At 60.9% G+C, this 20,255-nt stretch carries 18 protein-coding genes, 1 tRNA gene and 1 pseudogene; 6 read left to right on the forward strand and 14 right to left on the reverse strand.

Annotation, left to right across the window (positions count from 1 at the left end):
• Positions 1-16: 16 nt before the first annotated feature.
• Positions 17-187: pseudogene (locus JFT44_RS20220) on the forward strand (arylsulfatase); the annotation flags it as partial.
• Between the two features lie 134 nt (positions 188-321).
• On the opposite strand, the gene JFT44_RS20225 reads toward JFT44_RS20220, so the two are convergent.
• The gene (locus tag JFT44_RS20225; protein WP_057437003.1) at positions 322-1,008 is read right to left on the reverse strand and encodes a Crp/Fnr family transcriptional regulator; all 687 of its coding nucleotides are present in this window, start codon (positions 1,006-1,008) and stop codon (positions 322-324) included.
• Positions 1,009-1,091: 83 nt separating this feature from the next.
• Between JFT44_RS20225 and JFT44_RS20230 the strand changes: the two genes are divergently transcribed.
• Positions 1,092-1,616, forward strand: a complete 525-nt coding sequence (locus tag JFT44_RS20230; protein ID WP_057957972.1) for a DUF962 domain-containing protein — start codon at positions 1,092-1,094, stop codon at positions 1,614-1,616.
• A 125-nt stretch (positions 1,617-1,741) separates the two neighbouring features.
• On the opposite strand, the gene JFT44_RS20235 is transcribed toward JFT44_RS20230, so the two are convergent.
• The 6 genes from JFT44_RS20235 to dibA all read right to left on the reverse strand — a co-directional run bounded on the left by JFT44_RS20235 (position 1,742) and on the right by dibA (position 8,066).
• Positions 1,742-2,722, reverse strand: a complete 981-nt coding sequence (locus JFT44_RS20235; protein WP_057957971.1) for a sulfate/molybdate ABC transporter ATP-binding protein — start codon at positions 2,720-2,722, stop codon at positions 1,742-1,744.
• 3 nt (positions 2,723-2,725) lie between these two features.
• Positions 2,726-3,598, reverse strand: a complete 873-nt coding sequence (cysW, locus tag JFT44_RS20240; protein WP_029299486.1) for a sulfate ABC transporter permease subunit CysW — start codon at positions 3,596-3,598, stop codon at positions 2,726-2,728.
• 13 nt (positions 3,599-3,611) lie between these two features.
• Complete coding sequence (gene cysT / locus JFT44_RS20245) at positions 3,612-4,430, reverse strand: sulfate ABC transporter permease subunit CysT (protein ID WP_057436992.1); 819 nt, start codon at positions 4,428-4,430, stop codon at positions 3,612-3,614.
• Between the two features lie 167 nt (positions 4,431-4,597).
• On the reverse strand, positions 4,598-5,608 hold the full coding sequence (locus tag JFT44_RS20250) for a sulfate ABC transporter substrate-binding protein (protein WP_120731206.1): 1,011 nt from the start codon (positions 5,606-5,608) through the stop codon (positions 4,598-4,600).
• A gap of 75 nt (positions 5,609-5,683) precedes the next feature.
• Complete coding sequence (oscA, locus tag JFT44_RS20255; RefSeq protein ID WP_057436988.1) at positions 5,684-5,866, reverse strand: sulfur starvation response protein OscA; 183 nt, start codon at positions 5,864-5,866, stop codon at positions 5,684-5,686.
• Between the two features lie 289 nt (positions 5,867-6,155).
• A complete protein-coding gene (dibA, locus tag JFT44_RS20260; RefSeq protein ID WP_057957970.1) occupies positions 6,156-8,066 on the reverse strand; it encodes a phosphodiesterase DibA in 1,911 nt (636 codons plus the stop codon).
• Between the two features lie 165 nt (positions 8,067-8,231).
• Between dibA and desA the strand changes: the two genes are divergently transcribed.
• Entirely contained in the window at positions 8,232-9,416 is a 1,185-nt protein-coding gene (desA, locus tag JFT44_RS20265; protein WP_057436984.1) for a delta-9 fatty acid desaturase DesA, read from the forward strand.
• A 208-nt stretch (positions 9,417-9,624) separates the two neighbouring features.
• Entirely contained in the window at positions 9,625-10,629 is a 1,005-nt protein-coding gene (locus JFT44_RS20270) for a sensor domain-containing diguanylate cyclase (protein ID WP_198799811.1), read from the forward strand.
• Between the two features lie 192 nt (positions 10,630-10,821).
• Here the strand turns inward: JFT44_RS20270 and JFT44_RS20275 are convergent, their stop codons facing one another.
• The 3 genes from JFT44_RS20275 to gabD all read right to left on the reverse strand — a co-directional run bounded on the left by JFT44_RS20275 (position 10,822) and on the right by gabD (position 15,071).
• The gene (locus JFT44_RS20275) at positions 10,822-12,033 is read right to left on the reverse strand and encodes an HDOD domain-containing protein (RefSeq protein WP_169990533.1); all 1,212 of its coding nucleotides are present in this window, start codon (positions 12,031-12,033) and stop codon (positions 10,822-10,824) included.
• Between the two features lie 134 nt (positions 12,034-12,167).
• Positions 12,168-13,448 (reverse strand): 4-aminobutyrate--2-oxoglutarate transaminase, encoded by a 1,281-nt coding sequence (gene gabT / locus JFT44_RS20280; RefSeq protein ID WP_057957967.1) that lies wholly within the window; start codon positions 13,446-13,448, stop codon positions 12,168-12,170.
• Between the two features lie 180 nt (positions 13,449-13,628).
• Entirely contained in the window at positions 13,629-15,071 is a 1,443-nt protein-coding gene (gene gabD, locus JFT44_RS20285; RefSeq protein ID WP_057957966.1) for an NADP-dependent succinate-semialdehyde dehydrogenase, read from the reverse strand.
• A gap of 369 nt (positions 15,072-15,440) precedes the next feature.
• On the opposite strand from gabD, the gene JFT44_RS20290 reads away from it, so the two are divergent.
• Positions 15,441-15,517: transfer RNA gene (locus JFT44_RS20290), tRNA-Arg, on the forward strand.
• Positions 15,518-15,702: 185 nt separating this feature from the next.
• On the opposite strand, the gene JFT44_RS20295 is transcribed toward JFT44_RS20290, so the two are convergent.
• Positions 15,703-16,077 carry a nuclear transport factor 2 family protein gene (locus JFT44_RS20295; protein WP_057436977.1) on the reverse strand — a complete coding sequence of 125 codons (375 nt, stop codon included), beginning with the start codon at positions 16,075-16,077 and terminating at the stop codon, positions 15,703-15,705.
• A gap of 108 nt (positions 16,078-16,185) precedes the next feature.
• Here JFT44_RS20295 and JFT44_RS20300 point away from each other — a divergent pair, with 108 nt between their 5' ends.
• Positions 16,186-17,088 carry a LysR substrate-binding domain-containing protein gene (locus JFT44_RS20300; protein WP_273866388.1) on the forward strand — a complete coding sequence of 301 codons (903 nt, stop codon included), beginning with the start codon at positions 16,186-16,188 and terminating at the stop codon, positions 17,086-17,088.
• 101 nt (positions 17,089-17,189) lie between these two features.
• Here the strand turns inward: JFT44_RS20300 and JFT44_RS20305 are convergent, their stop codons facing one another.
• The 3 genes from JFT44_RS20305 to JFT44_RS20315 form a co-directional block, all read right to left on the reverse strand.
• Complete coding sequence (locus JFT44_RS20305) at positions 17,190-17,792, reverse strand: hypothetical protein (RefSeq protein WP_057957964.1); 603 nt, start codon at positions 17,790-17,792, stop codon at positions 17,190-17,192.
• Positions 17,789-18,361, reverse strand: a complete 573-nt coding sequence (locus JFT44_RS20310; RefSeq protein WP_120731200.1) for an RNA polymerase sigma factor — start codon at positions 18,359-18,361, stop codon at positions 17,789-17,791. The genes JFT44_RS20305 and JFT44_RS20310 overlap by 4 nt, the downstream gene beginning before the upstream one ends.
• Positions 18,362-18,455: 94 nt before the next feature.
• Positions 18,456-20,087, reverse strand: coding sequence for a VWA domain-containing protein (locus JFT44_RS20315; RefSeq protein ID WP_198831059.1), 1,632 nt, complete (start codon positions 20,085-20,087; stop codon positions 18,456-18,458).
• Between the last annotated feature and the right edge of the window lie 168 nt (positions 20,088-20,255).

Below are 20,255 nucleotides of genomic sequence, written 5' to 3' on the forward strand. Positions count from 1 at the left end.
AGTCGTAGCGCGCCAGGTGCACGATGAACACACCGTCACCGGTTGGGAGCTGTTCGGGCGCAGGGCGATTCGCCAGGGGCAGTGGAAGGCGGTGTACATCCCCGGGCCCTTGGGGCCGGCGACCTGGCAGCTGTATGACTGGGGCAGGGATCCTGGGGAGATCCATGATCTGGCGTCGAGCCAGCCGGACTGAGGTTATTTAGTGCCTGGGAGGGCCCTTTCGCGAGCAAGCCCGCTCCCACATTTGACCGAGTACATTCTTTGGAATGTGGTCGGATGTGGGAGCGGGCTTGCTCGCGAAAGGGCCGCTACAGGCACCGCCTACCCCTGCGCCATCTCCCGCAACCGCAGCACATCGAGTATCTCAATCTCCCCATACCCCAACCGCACAACGCCCTGCTCTTGCAACGCCTTGAGCAGCGCATTGGTGGTCTGGCGCGACACACCCAGCATCGCCGCCAAATCCTCTTGCGCCAATTGCACCACACGCCGCGAGCCGTCGATCTCGCCATAACCCTCGGCAATCATCCACAACCGATGGGCCACCCGCACCGACGCGGGCGCAAGGCTCAACTGCTCGATATTGATAAAGGTCAGCCGCAACTTCTGGCTCATCAGCAAGGCCATGTCCCGCCAATAGGCCGGGCTTTGCGCAAGCAAGTGCAGGATCGCCGACTGCGGGACCTGCAACAGCGTGCAAGGCCCGACCGCACAAGCGTCGTGGGTGCGTGGCAGACCGTCGAACACGGCGATTTCGCCAAACCAGAAAGGCGCTTGCGCCAGGCTCAACAACGCTTCCTTGCCCTGCTCGTTCACCGCGCTGATGCGCAGGCTGCCATCGAGCACCGCATACAAGCCGCACGGTGGGTCGCCGCGCTTGAACAGCACCTGCCCCGCCGCCAGCTGCCGCACGCGGGCGTTGGCCAGCAAGCTATGCTGCAAGGGAGCAGGCAGATGGCGGTACCAGTGGCCGCTGGACAGGCGCCCATGCCAAGACTCTGCGTCCATGAGAACTCCAAAGATTGTCGCCCAGTTGACAGTTTGTCGCAGTCCTACAGGGCATGATCAAGCATCCTACAGGAGGAATAACAATGAAAAGCCTCGTCGACCATCTGAGCCAATACGCCGCCTACCACCGCGACCCGCGCAACATCGCCAGCCACTTTATCGGCATCCCCATGATAGTGGTGGCCGTCGCCGTGCTGCTGTCACGCCCCGAATGGCAAGTGGCCGGCCTGTGGCTGTCACCGGCGGTGCTGCTGGCACTGTTTTCTGCGGGGTTCTACCTGCGCCTGGAACTGGCGCTGGGGGTGTTGATGAGCGTGCTGATGGGCCTGTCGGTGTGGGCCGGGCATGTGCTGGCGGCGCAAAGCACGCTGGTGTGGCTCAGCAGTGGTATCGGACTGTTTGTGCTGGGCTGGGTGATCCAGTTTGTCGGCCACTACTACGAGGGGCGCAAGCCTGCGTTCGTCGATGACGTGTCCGGGCTGATCGTGGGGCCGTTGTTTGTGGTGGCAGAGCTGGCGTTTCTGCTGGGGTTGCGCCATGAGCTCAAGCGGCAAATTGAAGAGCGGGCGGGGCCGGTGCGCGCGCGTCACAAGAACGCCACGGTCTGAGAAGCACCGGTAATCCAAATGTGGGAGCGGCCTTGCTCGCGAAAGCGGTGGTTCAGTCGGTACATCCAGTGACTGACACTGCGCGTTCGCGAGCAAGCCCGCTCCCACAGATTTTTTGCAATTTTTTAAGCCTTTTGCCAGACCTTGGGCTTGAAGAACAACGTCTCGCCCCGCGCCAGCCCGGTCAGGCTGTCGTGATCCTTCACCACTTCCGCTTCGATCAGCTCGCTCTGGCCTTCGACCTTCAGCGTGACCCGCGTGGTGGCGCCCAGCGGGCGGATGTCGCGCACTTGCGCAGCATGGTGGTCTTCCAGTTCATGGCGTGACAACGACACTTCGTGGGGGCGGAACAGCAGGTGCTGGTCTGCACCCAGGTGCAGGCGGTTGGAGTCGCCGAGGAAGTGATAGACGAAATCGCTGGCCGGGTTTTCGTAGACGTCGCCCGGTGAGCCGATCTGCTCGATCACGCCCTTGTTCATCACCACGATCCGGTCGGCAACTTCCATGGCTTCTTCCTGGTCGTGGGTCACGAATACCGAGGTCAGGTTGATGTCCTCGTGCAGGCGTGCCAGCCAGCGGCGCAGTTCCTTGCGGACCTTGGCGTCCAGGGCGCCGAAAGGCTCGTCGAGCAGCAGTACCTTGGGCTCCACCGCCAGGGCACGGGCCAGGGCGATCCGCTGGCGCTGGCCGCCGGAGAGTTGTTCCGGGTAGCGATCCGACAGCCAGTCCAGTTGCACCATGTTCAGCAGTTCGTGGACCTTGGCGGCGATCTGGGTTTCGTTCGGGCGCTGGTTCTTCGGCTTCATGCGCAGGCCGAAGGCGACGTTGTCGAACACGGTCATGTGGCGGAACAGCGCGTAGTGCTGGAACACAAAGCCGACGTTGCGATCACGCACATCGTGGCCGGACACGTCTTCACCGTGAAACACGATGCTCCCGGCATCCGGGGTTTCCAGGCCAGCAATGATGCGCAGCAAGGTGGTCTTGCCGCAGCCGGAGGGGCCAAGCAAAGCCACCAGCTCGCCACTCTGGATATCCAGGTTGATGCTGTCCAGGGCCTTGAAGGCGTTGAAGTTCTTGCTGACGTTACGGACTTCGATCGACATGACTTATTCCTCAGCCGCACCGGCGCGCAGGCGGTTAATACGGTTCTCGCTCCACTGCTTGAGCAGCAGGATGAAGAGCGCCAGGATCAGCAACAGACTCGCCACCGCAAACGCGGCAACGTGGTTGTATTCGTTGTAGAGAATCTCGACGTGCAGCGGCAAGGTGTTGGTCACGCCGCGAATGTGCCCGGACACCACCGACACCGCGCCAAACTCACCCATCGCCCGCGCGGTACACAGCACCACGCCGTAGATCAGGCCCCACTTGATGTTGGGCACGGTGACATGCCAGAACATCTGCCAGCCATTGGCGCCCAGCAGGCGTGCGGCTTCTTCTTCCTGGGTGCCCTGCTCCTGCATCAGCGGGATCAGTTCACGGGCCACGAACGGCACGGTGACGAAGATCGTCGCCAGCACGATGCCCGGCAAGGCGAAGACGATCTGGATATCGTGATCCTGCAGCCACGGGCCGAAGAACCCCTGGGCACCGAACATCAGCACATAGACCAGGCCGGCGATGACCGGCGAGACCGAGAACGGCAGGTCGATCAGGGTCACCAGCATGCTTTTGCCACGGAATGAGTACTTGCTCACGCACCAGGCCGCACTGACGCCGAATACCAGGTTGAGCGGCACCGAAATCAGCACCGCAATCACCGTCAGCTTCAAGGCCGACAGCGCGTCGGGCTCGAAGATCGCGGCAAAGAACGCGCCCAGGCCGAGCTTGAGGCCCTGGGACACCACGATAAACAGCGGCAACAGCAAAAACAGGGCGAAGATCAGCCAGCCAAGGCCGATCAGGATGCGTCGCGACACCGCACTGCCACGGCGGGCAGCATTGGCCGAAGACGCGGCGGAAATAGACGATTGGGACATGTTCCGCGCCTCCTTATGGGTGTTCGATGCGCCGCTGCAACAGGTTGATCAGCAGCAGCAGGACAAAGGAAACCACCAGCATCAGCACGCCGATGGAGGTAGCGCCGGTGTAGTCGTATTGGTCGAGCTTGACCATGATCAGCAGCGGCAGGATCTCGGTTTTCATCGGCATGTTGCCGGCGATGAAAATCACCGAACCGTACTCACCCACACCTCGGGCGAACGCCAGGGCGAACCCGGTCAGCCAGGCCGGCAGCAGCGCCGGCACGAGGATGTAGCGAAACACCTGCCAGGGCTTGGCGCCCAGGCAGGCGGCGGCTTCTTCGATTTCCCGGGGGATATCGGCCAGCACCGGCTGCACCGTACGCACCACGAAAGGCAGCGTGACGAAGGTCAGGGCCAGGGTGATGCCCAGCGGGGTATAGGCGATCTTGAAGCCCATGTCGGTGGCGAACTGGCCGACCAGGCCGGACGGCGCGTACAGCGCAGTCAGCGCAATACCGGCCACGGCGGTGGGCAGGGCAAACGGCAGGTCGATCATCGCGTCGATGATCTTGCGCCCGGGGAAGGTGTAGCGCACCAGCACCCACGCCAGCAGCGTACCGATCACGCCGTTGATCAGCGCGGCATACAGGGCGGTACTGAAGCTCAACTTCAAGGCTGCCCAGACCCGCGGCGCCGAGATGATGGCCCAGAACTGATCCCAGGTGAGTTGGGCGGCGTGGACGAACATGGCCGCCAGCGGTATGAGCACAATCAGGCTGAGGTACACCAAGGTGTAGCCCAGCGTCAGCCCGAAGCCGGGTATGACGGGGGAGATACGACGCGACATAAAAGTCCTTGGTTAACAGTTCAATACCACTGCAGGAACGAACTTATGTGGGAGCGGGCTTGCTCGCGAAAGCGGTGCGCCAGTCAACGCATTTAGTGACTGACATACCGCTTTCGCGAGCAAGCCCGCTCCCACACAAGCCGCATTCCACAGGGAGGCCGTGTTGGTTATTGGGCAGTGTAGATCTGGTCGAACACGCCACCGTCGTTGAAGAATTTCGGTTGGGCAGTTTTCCAGCCGCCGAAGTCTTTGTCGATAGTCACCAGCTCCAGTTTCGGGAACTGCTGGGCGTACTTGGCGGCCACATCCTTGTCACGCGGGCGGTAGAAGTTCTTCGCCGCGATTTCCTGGCCAGCCGGGCTGTACAGGTGGTTGAGGTACGCCGTAGCGATTTCGGTGTTGCCCTTTTTCTCGGCGTTCTTGTCGACCACTGCCACGGGCGGCTCGGCGAGGATCGACAGGGACGGCACGATGATGTCGAACTTGTCAGCGCCGCCATCTTCCTTGAGGGCCAGGAACGCTTCGTTTTCCCAGGCCAGCAACACGTCACCCTGACCGTTGTTGACGAAGGTGATGGTCGAACCGCGCGCACCGGTGTCGAGGATCGGCACGTGCTTGAACAGCGCTTTCACGTATTCCTGGGCCTTGGCTTCGCTGCCACCGGCCTTGAGGCCATAGGCCCAGGCGGCGAGGAAGTTCCAGCGGGCGCCGCCGGAGGTTTTCGGGTTCGGCGTGATCACCGAGACGTCGTTCTTGATCAAGTCGCCCCAGTCCTTGATGCCCTTGGGGTTGCCCTTGCGCACCAGGAACACGATGGTCGAGGTGTATGGCGTGCTGGCTTCGGGCAGGCGGGTCTGCCAGTTCTCTGGCAGGGTCTTGCCCAGCTTGGCGATTTCGTCGATGTCGCCGGCCAGGGCCAGGGTCACCACGTCGGCGCGCAGGCCGTCGATCACCGCCCGGCCCTGCTTGCCCGAACCACCGTGGGATTGCTGGATCTTGACGTTGTCGCCAGGGTGCGCCTTTTTCCAGAAACTGGTGAATTCGGCGTTGTACGCCTGGTACAGCTCACGGGTCGGATCGTAGGAAACGTTAAGCAGCTCGTAATCCTTGGCCACTGCGGAACCGGCAAACACGGCGCTGGCCAGGGCGGCCAGGGCGTAACGGCGAATCGACGACATAGACAAGCTCCTGAAATTCTTGGGTGTTGGCTTTTCTTATAAGTACGGGTCCTGCAATCGAAGCGCCGTCTTGGCTCAGCTCGTTTTGTTGCCCGGGCTCTGCAAGCGGAATTTCTCTTTACGTTCGATCTGCACCACTTGGGCGTTGTGTACGGTGATTTCCACTGCGCCGAAACGCAGGTCACGCAATGCGCTTTGGATCTCGCGCAAAATGGCTGCTTCGTCCTGGCCGTCGACGCTGCGTAGAGATGCGCTCATGGTCGTGCTCCTGAAATGAGAAGTGCCTGGCAGTGGCGGCACTGCTTGCGGCGTGAGAGCGATAGTAGATAAGCGCTGATATTCTTAAAAATACTATTTAAGAATGTTTATATAACCAGAAAGAATTTTCAGGCAGGACACGACGTTAAGGCGTGCGCAGATAAAAATGTGGGAGCGAGCTTGCCCGCGATGACGGAGTGTCAGCCAGTAAATCTGGCACTGATACACCGCTATCGCGGGCAAGCCCGCTCCCACATTTTTTATTGCATTCCAACCCCGGAGGGTGGGGTTAGTGGATGGCGGGGGCCAGGGCCCAATCAATCTCTGCCGCCAGCATCGGCCGGCCAAACCAGTAGCCCTGGCCCAGGTCGCATTGGTGATTCAACAGGAACCGTGCCTGTTCCATCTGCTCGATACCCTCGGCTTGCACCTGCATACCCATGCTCTGCGCCAGGGCGATGACCACCCGCACAATCGCCGCATCGTCTTCATCCCACGGCAGGCCGGCGACGAAGCCCTGGTCGATTTTCAGCTTCTGCACCGGCAACCGCTTGAGGCGCAGCAGTGACGAATAGCCAGTGCCGAAGTCGTCGATGGCCAGGCTCAGGCCCAGTTCGCGCAGGCGGTGCAGTTGTTCCAGGGCCACTTCCGGGTCGTCCATCACTGCGCTTTCGGTGACTTCCAGTTCCAGCTTCGCCGGGTCCAGGCCGGTGTCGTGCAGCACCTTGGCCACCTGCTCGTACAATTCGTGGCGGGCAAACAGGCGGCTGGAGATATTGACCGCCATAAAGGACAGGTTCTTGCCGTCTGCCAGCCACTGGCACATCTGGCGACAGGCCTGCTCCATGACCCAGCCGTCAATCTCGGCGATCAACCCGGTGCGTTCGGCAATCGGGATAAATTCTGCCGGTGACACCAGGCCGCGCAGCGGGTGCTGCCAGCGCACCAGGGCTTCCACACCAATCATCCGGCTGGTTTGCAGGTCGTGGACCGGCTGGTAGTAGACTCGCAACTCTTGCTGATCGAGGGCGCGACGCAGCTCATTGCCGATCTCGATCCGGTGCTGGGCGTGGGCTGTCAGTTCCTCGGTGTACAGGGCGTAGCCTTCGCGCCCGGAACTCTTGGCCTTGAACAACGCGGAGTCGGCGTTGCGCAGCAACTGTTCGGCACTCAGGGCATCGCTGGGGAACAGGCTGATGCCAATACTGACGCTGACAAACAGCTGGTGGCCGTTGAACACGAACGGCTGCTTCATGCCGTCAATGATGCGCTGGGCCAGGGCGGCCGCCTGGACCACCTGTGGACAACTTTCCGCCAGCACCGCGAACTCATCGCCACCCAGGCGCGCCAAAGTCACGCCGGGACCGAACAAGCCCTGCAGGCGCTCGCCCACGGCCTTGAGCAACTGGTCGCCGACGTTATGACCCAGGCTGTCGTTGATGATCTTGAAGTGGTCCAGATCCAGCATCAACAGCGCACAGCCACGCTTGTGAATCTGCGCCGAGGCCAGCGCCTGCTCGGCGCGGTCGGTGAACAGCAGGCGGTTGGGCAGGTCGGTCAACGGGTCGTGGTGGGCCAGGTGCGCCAGTTCGTGCTCGGAGTGCTTGATGGCACTGATGTCAGAAAACACCGCCACGTAATGGCTGACCTGGCCCTGGTCATCATGGATGACACGGATGGTTTGCCACTGTGGATAAATTTCCCCGCTTTTACGCCGGTTCCAGATCTCGCCGCTCCACTCGCCCTCTTGGTTGAGCGCGCGAAACATCTGCTCATAAAAGTCCGGCGAATGGCGCCCGGACTTGAACAGGCTCGGCTGGCGGCCCATCACGTCTTCCACCTGGTAACCGGTGATTTCAATAAACGCGCGGTTGACGTGGACTATCTGCCCGCGGGCGTCGGTGACCAGCACCCCTTCGCGGGTGCAATCGAACACCGCCGCCGCCTGGCGCAGGCGCTCGCGGTTTTCCGTCAAGGGTTGCTGGATGCGATGGTTGCGGGCGCTGCGGGCGCACAACAGGAAAATAAACAGGGCGCTGAGGGTCACCCACAGGTAGCCGCGCAGTATCTGCCAGTGAATCATTTCCTTGGGTTCATCAATAAAATTGATAAATACCTGCTGACTGAGCTGTATCCACAAGACCGAAAGCAACAAGTACACCAGCCCTGCACGCAGGGCACCTCGGTATGAAAGCAGCATATGACTAGTAATCCTTACTAAAAAACAGAATCGCCTTACAGAATCTGCGGATTATAGGACAAGTAACATCTCGTCACTCCTATCTGAAAGGGTGACTGGTTTTATCTGTAGGCTAAGTGATAATGCGTCAGCTGTTCTTATCTTTATCTGAGGGCCATACAGCCTATGTGGTACAACGGTTTTCTTGACTTGTCAGCCTGGCAACTGGTGGCAGTCACTCTGTTGATGACCCACGTGACCATTATCGGTGTCACGGTCTATCTACACCGCTATTCAGCCCACCGCTCCCTGGAGCTCAATGCTGGCCTGAAACACTTCTTCCGCTTCTGGCTGTGGTTGACCACGGCGCAGAATACCCGCGAATGGACCGCTATCCACCGCAAACACCACGCCAAGTGCGAAACCGTCGACGATCCCCACAGCCCGGTGATCAAGGGCCTGTCCACGGTCCTGCGCAAAGGAGCCGAGTTGTACCGCGCCGAGGCGGAAAACCCCGAGACCCTGCGCATCTACGGCAAGAACTGCCCGGACGACTGGATCGAACGCAAGCTCTATACCCGCTATCCGCTGCTGGGCGTGGCCCTCATGGGCGTTATCGACGTGCTGCTGTTCGGCACCATCGGCATCACCATCTGGGCGATCCAGATGATGTGGATCCCGTTCTGGGCCGCCGGTGTGATCAACGGCCTGGGGCATGCCATCGGTTATCGCAACTTCGAATGCCGCGACGCGGCGACCAACCTGGTGCCGTGGGGCATCATCGTCGGTGGCGAAGAGCTGCATAACAATCATCACACCTACCCCAACTCCGCCAAACTGTCGGTGAAGAAGTGGGAATTCGACCTGGGCTGGGCCTGGATCCAAGTGTTCAGCTTCCTGCGCCTGGCCAAGGTGCAGCGCGTGGCGCCGATTGCCCATCGGGTGGAAGGCAAGGGCCACCTGGACATGGACACCGCCATGGCGATCCTCAACAACCGCTTCCAGATCATGGCCCAGTACCGCAAGTTGGTGATTGCGCCGCTGGTCAAGCAAGAACTGGAGAAGGTCGATCATTCGGTACGCCACCAGTTCCACCGGGCCAAGCGCCTGCTGTCACGGGAAACCAGCCTGCTGGATGAGCGTCACCATGTGCGCATCCAGAGCATGCTGGAGCACAGCCAGGCCTTGAAGGTGATCTACGAAAAGCGCCTGGCGCTGCAACAGATCTGGCTCAAGACCAGCAGCAACGGGCATGACATGCTCGCGGCCATCAAGGAGTGGGTGCACGAGGCCGAGGCCAGCGGGATCCAATCCCTGCGCGACTTTGCCCACCAGTTGAAAACCTACTCGTTGCGCCCCGCAAACGCCTAGGTGTTGCAGGAGCCGGGAGGACACCCAGTCCTTACCGGCTCCACAGTTTTTTGGCGCCATTTCACAGTCACCGAACATTCCCTCTCAATCGCGACTGATAACGGAACTTAGCTGCAATTCCCCTCTCTCAAACAACACTTCGCCATCCTGGCGGGCCTTGTTTTGACTGCTGTTCAATGCTGCGGCATGTCCAGAGAGAATTGTGCCGATGGTCCACGAAACGGACTCCCCGATCCCCACCACGCCTGACTCAACGGATACGTCCCGGCCGGCTGCCGCTACCTTGCTGGCGTTGATGCATGCCCAGGGCGAAGTGGAGCGTCTGAGCCAGCGTGAACAGCTGTTGAGCTCGCTGCTGGTCAGTGTGAACGCCGTGCTCTGGGCCATCGAGTGGGAGACCCGCCGCGTGCTGTATGTAAGCCCGGCCTATGAGCGCATCTTCGGACGCTCGGCCAGCCTACTGTTGGCCGAGCACCGTGGCTGGCGCGACAGTATCCACCCCGAAGACCAGCATTACGCCGAGCACAGCCTGGCCCAGGTGCTGGAGCTGGGGGCGGTCGAGAATCGCCAGTACCGCATCATCACCGCAGACGGGCAGATCCGCTGGCTCAGCGACAAGTGCTTCACCAACCAACAGGCCACCCCAGGGAAACCGTTGATTGTGGTGGGCATCGCTGAGGACATCACCGAAAAAAAGCACCTGGAGCTCGAGCTGCAGCGCCTGGCCACCACCGACGTGCTAACCCGCAGCAGCAACCGTCGCCATTTCTTCGAGTGCGCCCATCACGAATTCGAACGTGCCTGCACCCAAGGCCTGCCCCTGGCCTTCCTGTTGCTGGATATAGATAACTTCAAGGCCATCAACGACACCTACGGCCACCTGGAGGGCGATCAGGTGTTATTGCGTATCGCCGAGAGCGGCCGCGGGGTATTGCGCCGTGGCGACCTGTTCGGGCGCATTGGCGGCGAAGAATTTGCTGCGGTGCTGCCAGGATGCGAACCGGAAAGGGCCATGCAGGTCGCCGAACGCCTGGGGCAGGAAGTGCGCCAACTGGAGTTCAGCCATGACGGCCGGTTTTATGGCGTGACCGTCAGCCAGGGCCTGGCCAGCCTCACCGCCGCAGATGCAAGCCTTGATAGCCTGTTCGCCCGGGCTGATGCGGCCATGTATGAAGCCAAGCGCCAGGGCAAGAACCGGGTGATTGTCGGCTGAATGCCTGCCCTTTCACGGCGCTAAACAATAGCGCCTGGACCACCGCCATCGCGGGCAAGCCCGCTCCCACAGGGGATCTCGACCAGGCCGGGAGTTCTGGACACACCACAAATCAAATGTGGGAGTTGTCGAGCTTTAGCGAGGCTACGATGGCGGCGGCACATTCAGCATTGTTGCTGCCAGACACAGCGCCTACCCAGGCTTGCGGATACGCGTCAGCTCTGCAAACCCGACCTTGAGCAACCTCGCCGTCTTGCCCTTGGCCAACGCCTCGACCCCTTCATGCTCCGTCAGCCCTGCCAGTTGCGCCGCGATGTTCATCACCAGCGCCTCACGGGAATACACCCCGCCTTCCAGGGAGTAGGTCGCCGCGATCAGTTGGCGCAGCTCCAGGGGCAAGCGCCAACGCGTGCGCAGCGCCGAGCCATAGCTGGCGCCAAAGGTGGACAATGACTCGCCAATCAACGCCTCATCCAGCTCACCACCGCCCTGGCGCCACTCCTGCAAGCTGCGCAGCAGGGCCAGGTCGCCCAACCGATGGAGAATACCGGCGCTGTAACAGCGTTCGTGTTCAAGATCGAGCATGCGCGCCAGTGAACGACCGTATTGCGCAGTCCGCTGGGACAACTGCCAATAACGCTCAGCGTATTCCATCAGGCTGGCATCGCTGAGGATCACGTTGTGCTTGAGGGCCAGGCCGAGGATCAGGTTCATGCTCTGCCCGGCGGCCAGTTTGTGCAGCGCCATGGACAGGGTCTGCACCGGTGTGCCGTGCTGGCCGGCGCTGTTGGCGGCGGCGATCAGCACCGCGGTGATCTGTGGATCAACCTTGACCTGCTCTTCCAACTGCTCGAGATCCAGCCCCTGCGGCGTGAGGCTGCGTTGCACAGCCGCCTTGACGTCAACCCGCAGCGGCGCGCCGTCCGACAGCTCGCGACGCTGCTCCAGGAACACCGGCAAGGACATGCCCGCCGCCAGGACGGGGGGCTCGCAATACACCGTTTCGCCTTCGTTGAGCAACAAATCCTGCAGGCGTTGCGTAAGACCCTCCATGTTCAGTGGCTTGGTCAGGTAGGCGGTGGGCGCCAGCGGCAGTGCCTCGCGCACGCTGGCGCCGTCATTGCGTGTACTGAGCAGGATAAACGGCAACACGGGCACCCGCCGACGCTGACGCACACTGCGCAACAGGCTCAGGCCGTCAACGCCCGGCAGCTCCCAATCGGCAATGATCAAATCGTAGGGTTTGTCTCGCAGCAGCTCGGCGGCGTGCTGCCCGTCGGCGCACACATCCAGCCGCGCGTCGCAGCGCACATTCAACAACACCTGCTTGAGCAGATCCCGCGACCAGGGGTCGGGCTCGGCAATCAGCACACGGGGCACAGCAGGTAAATCAACAGCAGTCATGCAGCACGCTCCATCGGCAATCCCTGCACATTAGACAAAGGAAGCACCTGCGTACAAGGAACAAGGCCTGAATAGGTGCATAGCCCACAAAAAAACCCGCCGAAGCGGGTTTTTTCGATCCAGCCAACCTGCGCTTACAGCTCGGAGAAGCACTCTTCGATGATCGCCAAACCTTTGTCCAACTGCTCGTCCGGCGAGGTCAGCGGGACCAGCACGCGCAACACGTTGCCGTAGGTGCCGCACGACAGCAGGATCAGGCCCTTGTCACGCGCCTTGGCAACCACCGCGGCCACCGCAGCAGCGTTCGGCTTGTGGCTGTCGCCGTCCTCGAACAGCTCGACCGCGATCATCGCGCCCAGGGCACGCACTTCGCCGATCACCGGGTACTTGGCCTGGATGGCTTTCAGGCCAGTGACCAGACGCTCGCCAACAGCCTTGCAGCGGTCCAGCAGGTGCTCTTCTTCGAACACTTCCATCACGGCCAGGGCCGCGGCGCACGCGATCGGGCTACCGGCATAGGTGCCACCCAGGCCACCTGGGGCAATGGCGTCCATGTATTCGGCCTTGCCGCACACGCCAGCCAACGGGAAGCCGCCCGCGATGGATTTGGCAAAGGTGGTCAGGTCGGCAGCAACGCCCATCTGCTCCATGGCAAAGAAGGTCCCGGTACGGCCGGCACCGGTTTGCACTTCGTCGGCGATCAGCAGGATGCCGTGCTTGTCGCACAGTTCGCGCAGGCGCTTCATGAAGGCTTTAGGCGCGACATAGAAACCGCCCTCGCCCTGTACCGGCTCGATGATGATGGCAGCGATATCACGCGGCTCGGCATCGTTCTTGAAGATGCGTTCGATGCTGGCGATGGAGTCGTCGATGCTCACGCCGTGCAACTCATTCGGGTACAGCGCACGGAAGATACCGCCTGGCATCAGGCCCATGCCAGCGGAGTACGGCACGACCTTGCCGGTCAGGCCCAGGGTCATCATGGTGCGGCCGTGGTAAGCGCCGGTGAAGGCGATCACGCCGGCACGGCCAGTCGCGGCACGCGCAATTTTCACGGCGTTTTCCACGGCTTCGGAACCGGTGGTGACCAGCAGGGTTTTCTTGGCGAAATCACCTGGCACCTTGGCGTTAACTTTTTCGCACAGCTCCACGTACGGCTCGTAGGCCAGGACCTGGAAGCAGGTGTGGGTCAGCTTGCTCAACTGCTCGGTCACGGCCGCGATGATTTTCGGGTGCAGGTGACCGGTGTTCAGTACGGCGATGCCGCCGGCGAAGTCGATAAACTCGCGACCTTCAACGTCAGTCACGGTGGCGTTCTTCGCGGATTCGGCGAAGATAGGGTGAATCTGGCCAACACCGCGCGGTACAGCGGCTTCGCGGCGTTTCATCAAGGAAGCGTTGGTCTTGTTGCTCATAAAGTCCTCATTCGCCACTCATCGGGTGGCGTGGTCCAAGGAATACGTGACGGGGAGGCAACTACGGCAGCATGCGATGATCGACTGCCACAGCTTTCCCGGCCACTTCGAATAACGGTTTGAAGCACGCAAAGGGACAGCGCTCTCGTGCCCTTTGCGTTTGCAGCGATACCTTGCCGGTTAGATACCCAGGCAGAGGTATTTGATTTCCAGGTAATCCTCGATGCCGTACTTGGAGCCTTCACGGCCCAGGCCCGACGCCTTGATACCGCCGAACGGCGCCACTTCGTTGGAGATCAGCCCGGTGTTGACGCCGACCATGCCGTATTCCAGGGCCTCGGCCACACGGAACACACGGCCCAGGTCGCGGGCATAGAAGTAGGAGGCCAGGCCAAATTCGGTGTCGTTAGACATCGCGATCACTTCGGCTTCGTCTTTGAAGCGGAACAACGGCGCCAGCGGGCCGAAGGTTTCTTCCTTGGCCACGGCAGCGTTTTTCGGCACGTTGGTGAGGATGGTCGGCTCGAAGAAGTTGCCTTCCATAACCTTACCGCCCGCCAACAGGGTCGCACCTTTGCTCAAGGCATCGGCGATGTGTTCCTGGACCTTGGCCACGGCTTTTTCGTCGATCAGCGGGCCAGTCGTGGTGCCTTCTTCCAGACCGTTGCCGATCTTCAATTTGGCTACGGCCACTTTGAGTTTTTCAGCGAACGCGTCGTACACCGAATCCTGGATGTACAGACGGTTGGCGCACACGCAGGTCTGGCCGTTGTTGCGGTACTTGGAAATGATCGCGCCTTCGACGGCCTTATCCAGGTCGGCGTCGTCGAACACGATGAACGGCGCGTTGCCGCCCAGTTCCAGGGAAACTTTCTTGATGTCCTTGGCGCATTCGGCCATCAACTGGCGACCGATTTCGGTCGAGCCGGTGAAGGACAATTTACGCACGGTCGGGTTGCTGGTCAGCTCGCTGCCGATATCGCCAGCGCTGCCGGAGACCACACTGAACACGCCGTTTGGAATCCCGGCACGCTGGGCCAGCTCAGCCAGGGCAAACGCCGAGAACGGGGTTTGCGACGCAGGCTTGAGGACCATGGTGCAACCGGCAGCCAGGGCCGGGCCGGCTTTACGGGTGATCATCGCGGCCGGGAAGTTCCACGGCGTGATGGCGGCGGTGACGCCGATCGGCTGCTTCATCACGATCAGGCGCTTGTCTGGCTGATGGCCAGGGATCACGTCCCCGTAGATACGCTTGGCCTCTTCGGCGAACCACTCGATAAACGAAGCGGCGTAGACGATTTCGCCCTTGGCTTCGGCCAGCGGCTTGCCCTGCTCCAGGGTCATCAGACGCGCCAGGTCATCCTGGTTCTCGATGATCAGCTCGAACCAGCGACGCAGCTTGTTTGCACGGTCCTTGGCAGTCAGTGCGCGCCAGGCCGGCAAGGCCTTGTCGGCGGCTTCGATGGCACGACGGGTTTCGGCGGCGCCCATCTTCGGCACGGTGCCCAGGATCTCGCCAGTCGCGGGGTTGTTGACCTTGATCGTTTGACCGTTGTCCGCATCGACCCAAGCGCCATCAATAAAGGCTTGCTGGCGGAACAACTGGGTGTCTTTAAGCTGCATGTCGGCTTTCCTTAACAGCACCGCGCGCGCGCGGGGCAAATTAGAGTTGTTGAAAGGCGCCTCGAAGGCTGCCGTCAGGGAAATCAGTCACTGGGCGCAAGCTGAAACATCGCGCACGGGAGACAGAGCGTTTGAAATCTCAAACGAATCCTAGGATCAATGGGGGGGCAGGGCAATAGTCTGTTCGAAAAAAAGAACGAAAACGGCGCATTAGCCGAATTATTCTGACAGGCGCACAACAGCCGGATTCAGCGCCAAGGACGCACACCGCCCGGTACAGAGCCTCGCCGCTCCAGAATCCTACCGGCAGACGGCCAAAAACCAGCATGGACGCCCAAGGTCGACATGGGTATGATGGCGCCCGCACAAGCATCCGTAGCTCAGCTGGATAGAGTACTGCCCTCCGAAGGCAGGGGTCGTGGGTTCGAATCCCGCCGGGTGCACCAGATACAGAGAAAAAGCCCCAGGTCGCAAGACCTGGGGCTTTTTTGTGGGCGCTGTCACAAAGACTCTTCTGCCGGCCATATCCAACTAGGCAAAGCGCTTTTGCGTTGTAAGTTGGAGTGCGTAAACTGGCAACGCGAAGAGTGCACTACATAAGTTTGTTCTCATTTTTCATCTGGCCGTTAGCTTACTGAGTTGTCACTTCACCGGCCTTGTGAAAGAGCTTTGCGAAGATCATCCACTGGCCATCGACTTTCATCAAGTTCAAGTAGTCGACCATGACGTTATTGAATAGGCGCAAACGCACTTTAACGATGGCCATTTCCGCAGACATCACATCAATCATCAATACTTCATCAAGTTGTGGAAAACCACCTTCCTGTGGCGACTGACGGCCTTGAACCATGGCCCTGTACTCATCAAAAGACCGGACGACCACGGTCGAGTCTTGTGCGCTATATAACACGCAACCCCGATGAAAGACCCGATCAAACAGATTCAAGTCCTGGGTTTGCAGTACATCAAAGTAGTTTTTCAGAAACGACTGGATTTCATTGATCATGGCGAACAACTCCCGCTTTATTAGCATGACATTATTTAAATAATTAAATCGTCGCTATTATCGGTATCTCGCTCGCTTCACGTATAGCGGCTATTATTAGACTTTTCCGTGAAAGGAATTCACCTATTGAAGCTCCCTCCACTCGCCGCATTGCGCGCCTTCGAGGCTTTGGCCCGGCTGGGCAAGGTGAATTTGGCGGCCGTTGAGCTGCACGTGACCCACAGTGCCGTCAGCCATCAGATTGGCTCTCTTGAAGAGTATTTGGGTATTGCCTTGGTGATGCGCAGCGGACGTTCCCTGGTGTTGACGGAAGAGGGGCGCATTTATGCCTACCAGATCAGGCAGGCGCTGGGTGAAATCGCCGGGGTCACAGAGAAGTTTCTGGCGAGAAGCAATTTCCCGCAACTGACCCTGTCGGTGCTGCCCTCCTATGCCATGCACTGGTTATTGCCGCGCTTGCACGGTTTCATGAGTGCCCATCCCGGGCTGCGCCTGAAATTGGAATCGACCATGGCGTTCGCCGGTTTAGAACAGGGCCTGGTCAATTGCGCAATCCGCTTCGGTCACGGCCAATGGCCCGATATGCATTGCGAAACACTGATGAGCGACTCATTGCTGGTGGTCGCTGCTCGCGACTTCAACCACGGTGTATTGCCAGACACGCCGCACGCCATCCTCGAGCAGCCACTGCTGCACGCCAGTGAAAGCTGGGCAACCTGGCTGTGCGCCGCAGGCGTGGAGGGGCAGCGCCCTCACGCCTCGCTGGAGTTCACCGACTCCACCTTGCTGCTCGAAGCGGTACGGCTCGGGCACGGCGTCGCATTGACGCGCCGCTCGATCGCCCATTCACTGATTCAACGTGGGGAACTGGTCAAACTCACCGACATCGAACCGGCGCATTCTTCGAGCTACTACCTGGTCTGGCCACTGGGGATTAAACGTTCGGCGCAATTAACCTCCCTGCACAGCTGGCTCAAAGACCAAGTCGTGGCGTATAAAGACAGCCTATAAAACCGCTGCCTGTAGGTCTTAGTTCAAACTGGTCCGGGAGCCGCAGATACAGACGAAAAGCCCCAGGTCGCAAGACCTGGGGCTTTTTGGTGGGCGCGGGTTCAACGCTTTTGCAACGCTTCCAACCGGGCGGGCAGATCTTCGTCAGGAAAGCGCTTGTGCAGCGCCAGCAGCTTCTCATCCGCCGCCCTGCTCTCTCCCGCCTCGCGCAGATGCACAATCTCCTCAAGCCCCTGCTCCAGGGACTGCGGTTTGGCGGCTATCTGCTTGCTCATTTTCGCCACGGGCTCATCGGCCATGACCGCCGCCATCTCGGCCTGGACCGACGCGCTGTCAGCCTGTGGTGCCATCGCCATACGGGCCATGGGCGCGGGGGCGGCTGGGGCAGACAGTGCCTGCGGCGGTGGCGCAGCGGCATATTCGGCGGCTTCGGGCAGGTCGATATCAGGTACTGGCGAGCGCATTACCACGCCAATCATCAGTGCGACCCCGGCCACGGTGGCAAACGCCATCTGCCAGCGTGGTCGTTGGCAAGCTTGCAGCCAGCGTTGCCACAGGTTTGGCCCGGGAGCCGGTGCTTCGCGGCGGGCGGCGGCGAGGATGAAGGCGTCGAGGGACGCAGGCGGCTCGCTGGCGCTGTGTTGGCGAAAGTGCTGGATCAGCCCTTCGTCAGTCGGATCCTGGGGGTGTCGGGAGTCAGTCATACGGGTACCTCCTCGGCCAGCAGCCGACGCAATTTCTGCTGGGCGTAACGCAAGCGGCTTTTTACCGTTTCCAGTGGGCTGCCTGTCAGGGCGGCGATTTGCGGCAGTTCCAGGTCGCCGTGCAGGCGCAGCATAAACACTTCGCGCTGGTCTTCGGGCAGGTCTTGCAACGCTGCATCGAGACGGCCCTGGTCGCGGCTCAGGCTCAGTTGCTGCTCGGGGCCGGCGCCGGTGTCGGGCTGGGCGTGCAGTTGTTCGTCGTAGCTGTCGTGCAGCGGGTTGTGGATGCCGTGCTTGCGCCAATGGTCGATCAGGCGGTTGCGGGCAATCTGGAACAGCCAGGTACGAAAACTCGCGCGGCCTTGTGGCTGGGTAGTGCTGCGGATCAGGCTGAGCCAGGTGTCCTGGTAGATTTCCTCAGCCAGTTCGGCCTTATTGCAGAGGCCCACGAGAAACCGGTAAAGGCCCTGGCGGTGCCGGGCATAAAGGATTTCGAAGGCGCCTGCATCGCCGCTGCGGTAGCGGGCCAGCAGCGATTCGTCGCTGGGTGGATCATCTGGTACGGCCATGTTAAGTGGCGAACTCCTTTCGATGGATCACTGCAGATTACCTGTGGGAGCCGGGCAAGCCAGCTCCCACATTAGAGCTGTATCGTGTGCAAGATCAGTGTTTGAGGCTCTGGGCCAGTTCCACCAACTGTACGAATTCATTACGAAGGCCGTAGGGATCATCACCCCGGGCCGAGCGGGCCAGGGCGGCGGTGTCTTTTAGGCTCATGCTGCCAGTGTAGCGGCCATCGCCCTTGAGCTGTTGGGCGAAGGCGGCCACGGCGGCCGAGAAGCGCAGGTCGTCGCTGGGCGTGTGTTGAGCACTCTTGATCGGGTGTTCGATCAGGCGACTGCTGCCACCCGCCGCCGGCTTGTAGCGTACCCGCAACATGGCCAGTTCTGTGGCGTTGCCCTCGCCAGCCTTGGCCTGGGTATAGCGCAGCGGTTCCAGCCAGCCTTTTGAACCCTTGGGTACGATTTCATACAGCGCTGTCACGGTATGCCCGGCACCGATTTCGCCGGCGTCCACCTTGTCATTGCTGAAATCCTCACGTTTCAAGGCGCGGTTTTCATAGCCCAGCAGGCGATATTCGCTGACCTGGGCCGGGTTGAATTCCACCTGCAGCTTCACATCCCGCGCCACCACGGCCAGGGTCGAGCTGAGTTGCTCCACCAGGACCTTGCGCGCTTCGCGCAGGTTGTCGATATAGGCGTAGTTGCCATCGCCCGCGTCGGCCAGTTGTTCCATCAGGTGCTCGTTGTAGTTGTCCACACCAAACCCCAGGGTGGTCAGGGATACCCCGCTTTTGCGCTGGTCCACGGCCATCTGCTTGAGGCTGTCGAAGTCGCTGATGCCGACGTTGAAGTCACCGTCGGTGGCCAGCAGGATGCGGTTGATACCCTGGTCGATAAACCCTTCGCGGGCCATCTGATAGGCCAGTTCGATGCCCGATGCGCCCGCCGTGGAGCCGCCGGCGGTCAGTTGCTCGATGGCGTTGCGGATGTTTGCCTTGTCGCGACCGGACGTGGGCTTGAGCACCACCCGCGACTCGCCGGCATACACCACCAGCGACACGCGGTCCTGATCGCGCAGTTGGTCGACCAGCAGCTTGAGGGTGCTTTTCACCAGCGGCAGGCCTTCGCGGCGGTCCATGGAGCCGGAAACATCCACCAGGAACACCAGATTGGCCGGCGCCAATTCGGCCACCGCACGCTCGGAGGCCTTGATGCCGACGCGCAGCAGGCGCGTGTTGGGGTTCCAGGGGGTGGCGGCGACTTCGGTGGTCACGCCGAACGGTGAGCCATCGCTCGGCAGTGGGTAGTCGTAGGGGAAGTAATTGACCATTTCCTCAAGTCGCACGGCACCTTCGGGCGGCAGCTGGCCTTGGTTGAGGAAACGCCTGACATTGGCATAGCTGCCCGTGTCGACATCGACGCTGAAGGTCGAGACCGGGGTTTCGGCAACGCTGTGCACTGGGTTGTCCGGCAGGTTTTGATACTGCTCACGCGGCTCGGCGCGGTACTCCATCGCCACGGCGTCATGCATGGCCATCGGTGCCGGCATCGCCATTCTTTTGAGCATGGCGCCCTGAGCCTGGACAGGCGCACTTTGCAGTTCGGGGACGACAGCCGCTTCGGGCGCCTTGGCCTCGTCACGGGATGACAGCCCACACCCGGCAAGTGCCACCAGCAAGGTCACGGCGAAGCCCTGGGCAGCGGGGCGCAGGAGGAGAAGAGGATGGGACATGGGCTGAACCTCGTGTGTGAATGATGCGTTCACAAGGTCAGACGTAGCCGCGTCGGGATTCGGGTTAGCGTCTGGTCACTCAACCTATGTGGGAGCTGGCTTGACCTGCGATAGCGGTGGGCGAGTCAATACATACGGTGACTGACCTACCGCTATCGCGGGCAAGCC

It is taken from the genome of Pseudomonas sp. MF5691, from assembly GCF_016405645.1.
Classification (GTDB): domain Bacteria; phylum Pseudomonadota; class Gammaproteobacteria; order Pseudomonadales; family Pseudomonadaceae; genus Aquipseudomonas; species Aquipseudomonas shahriarae.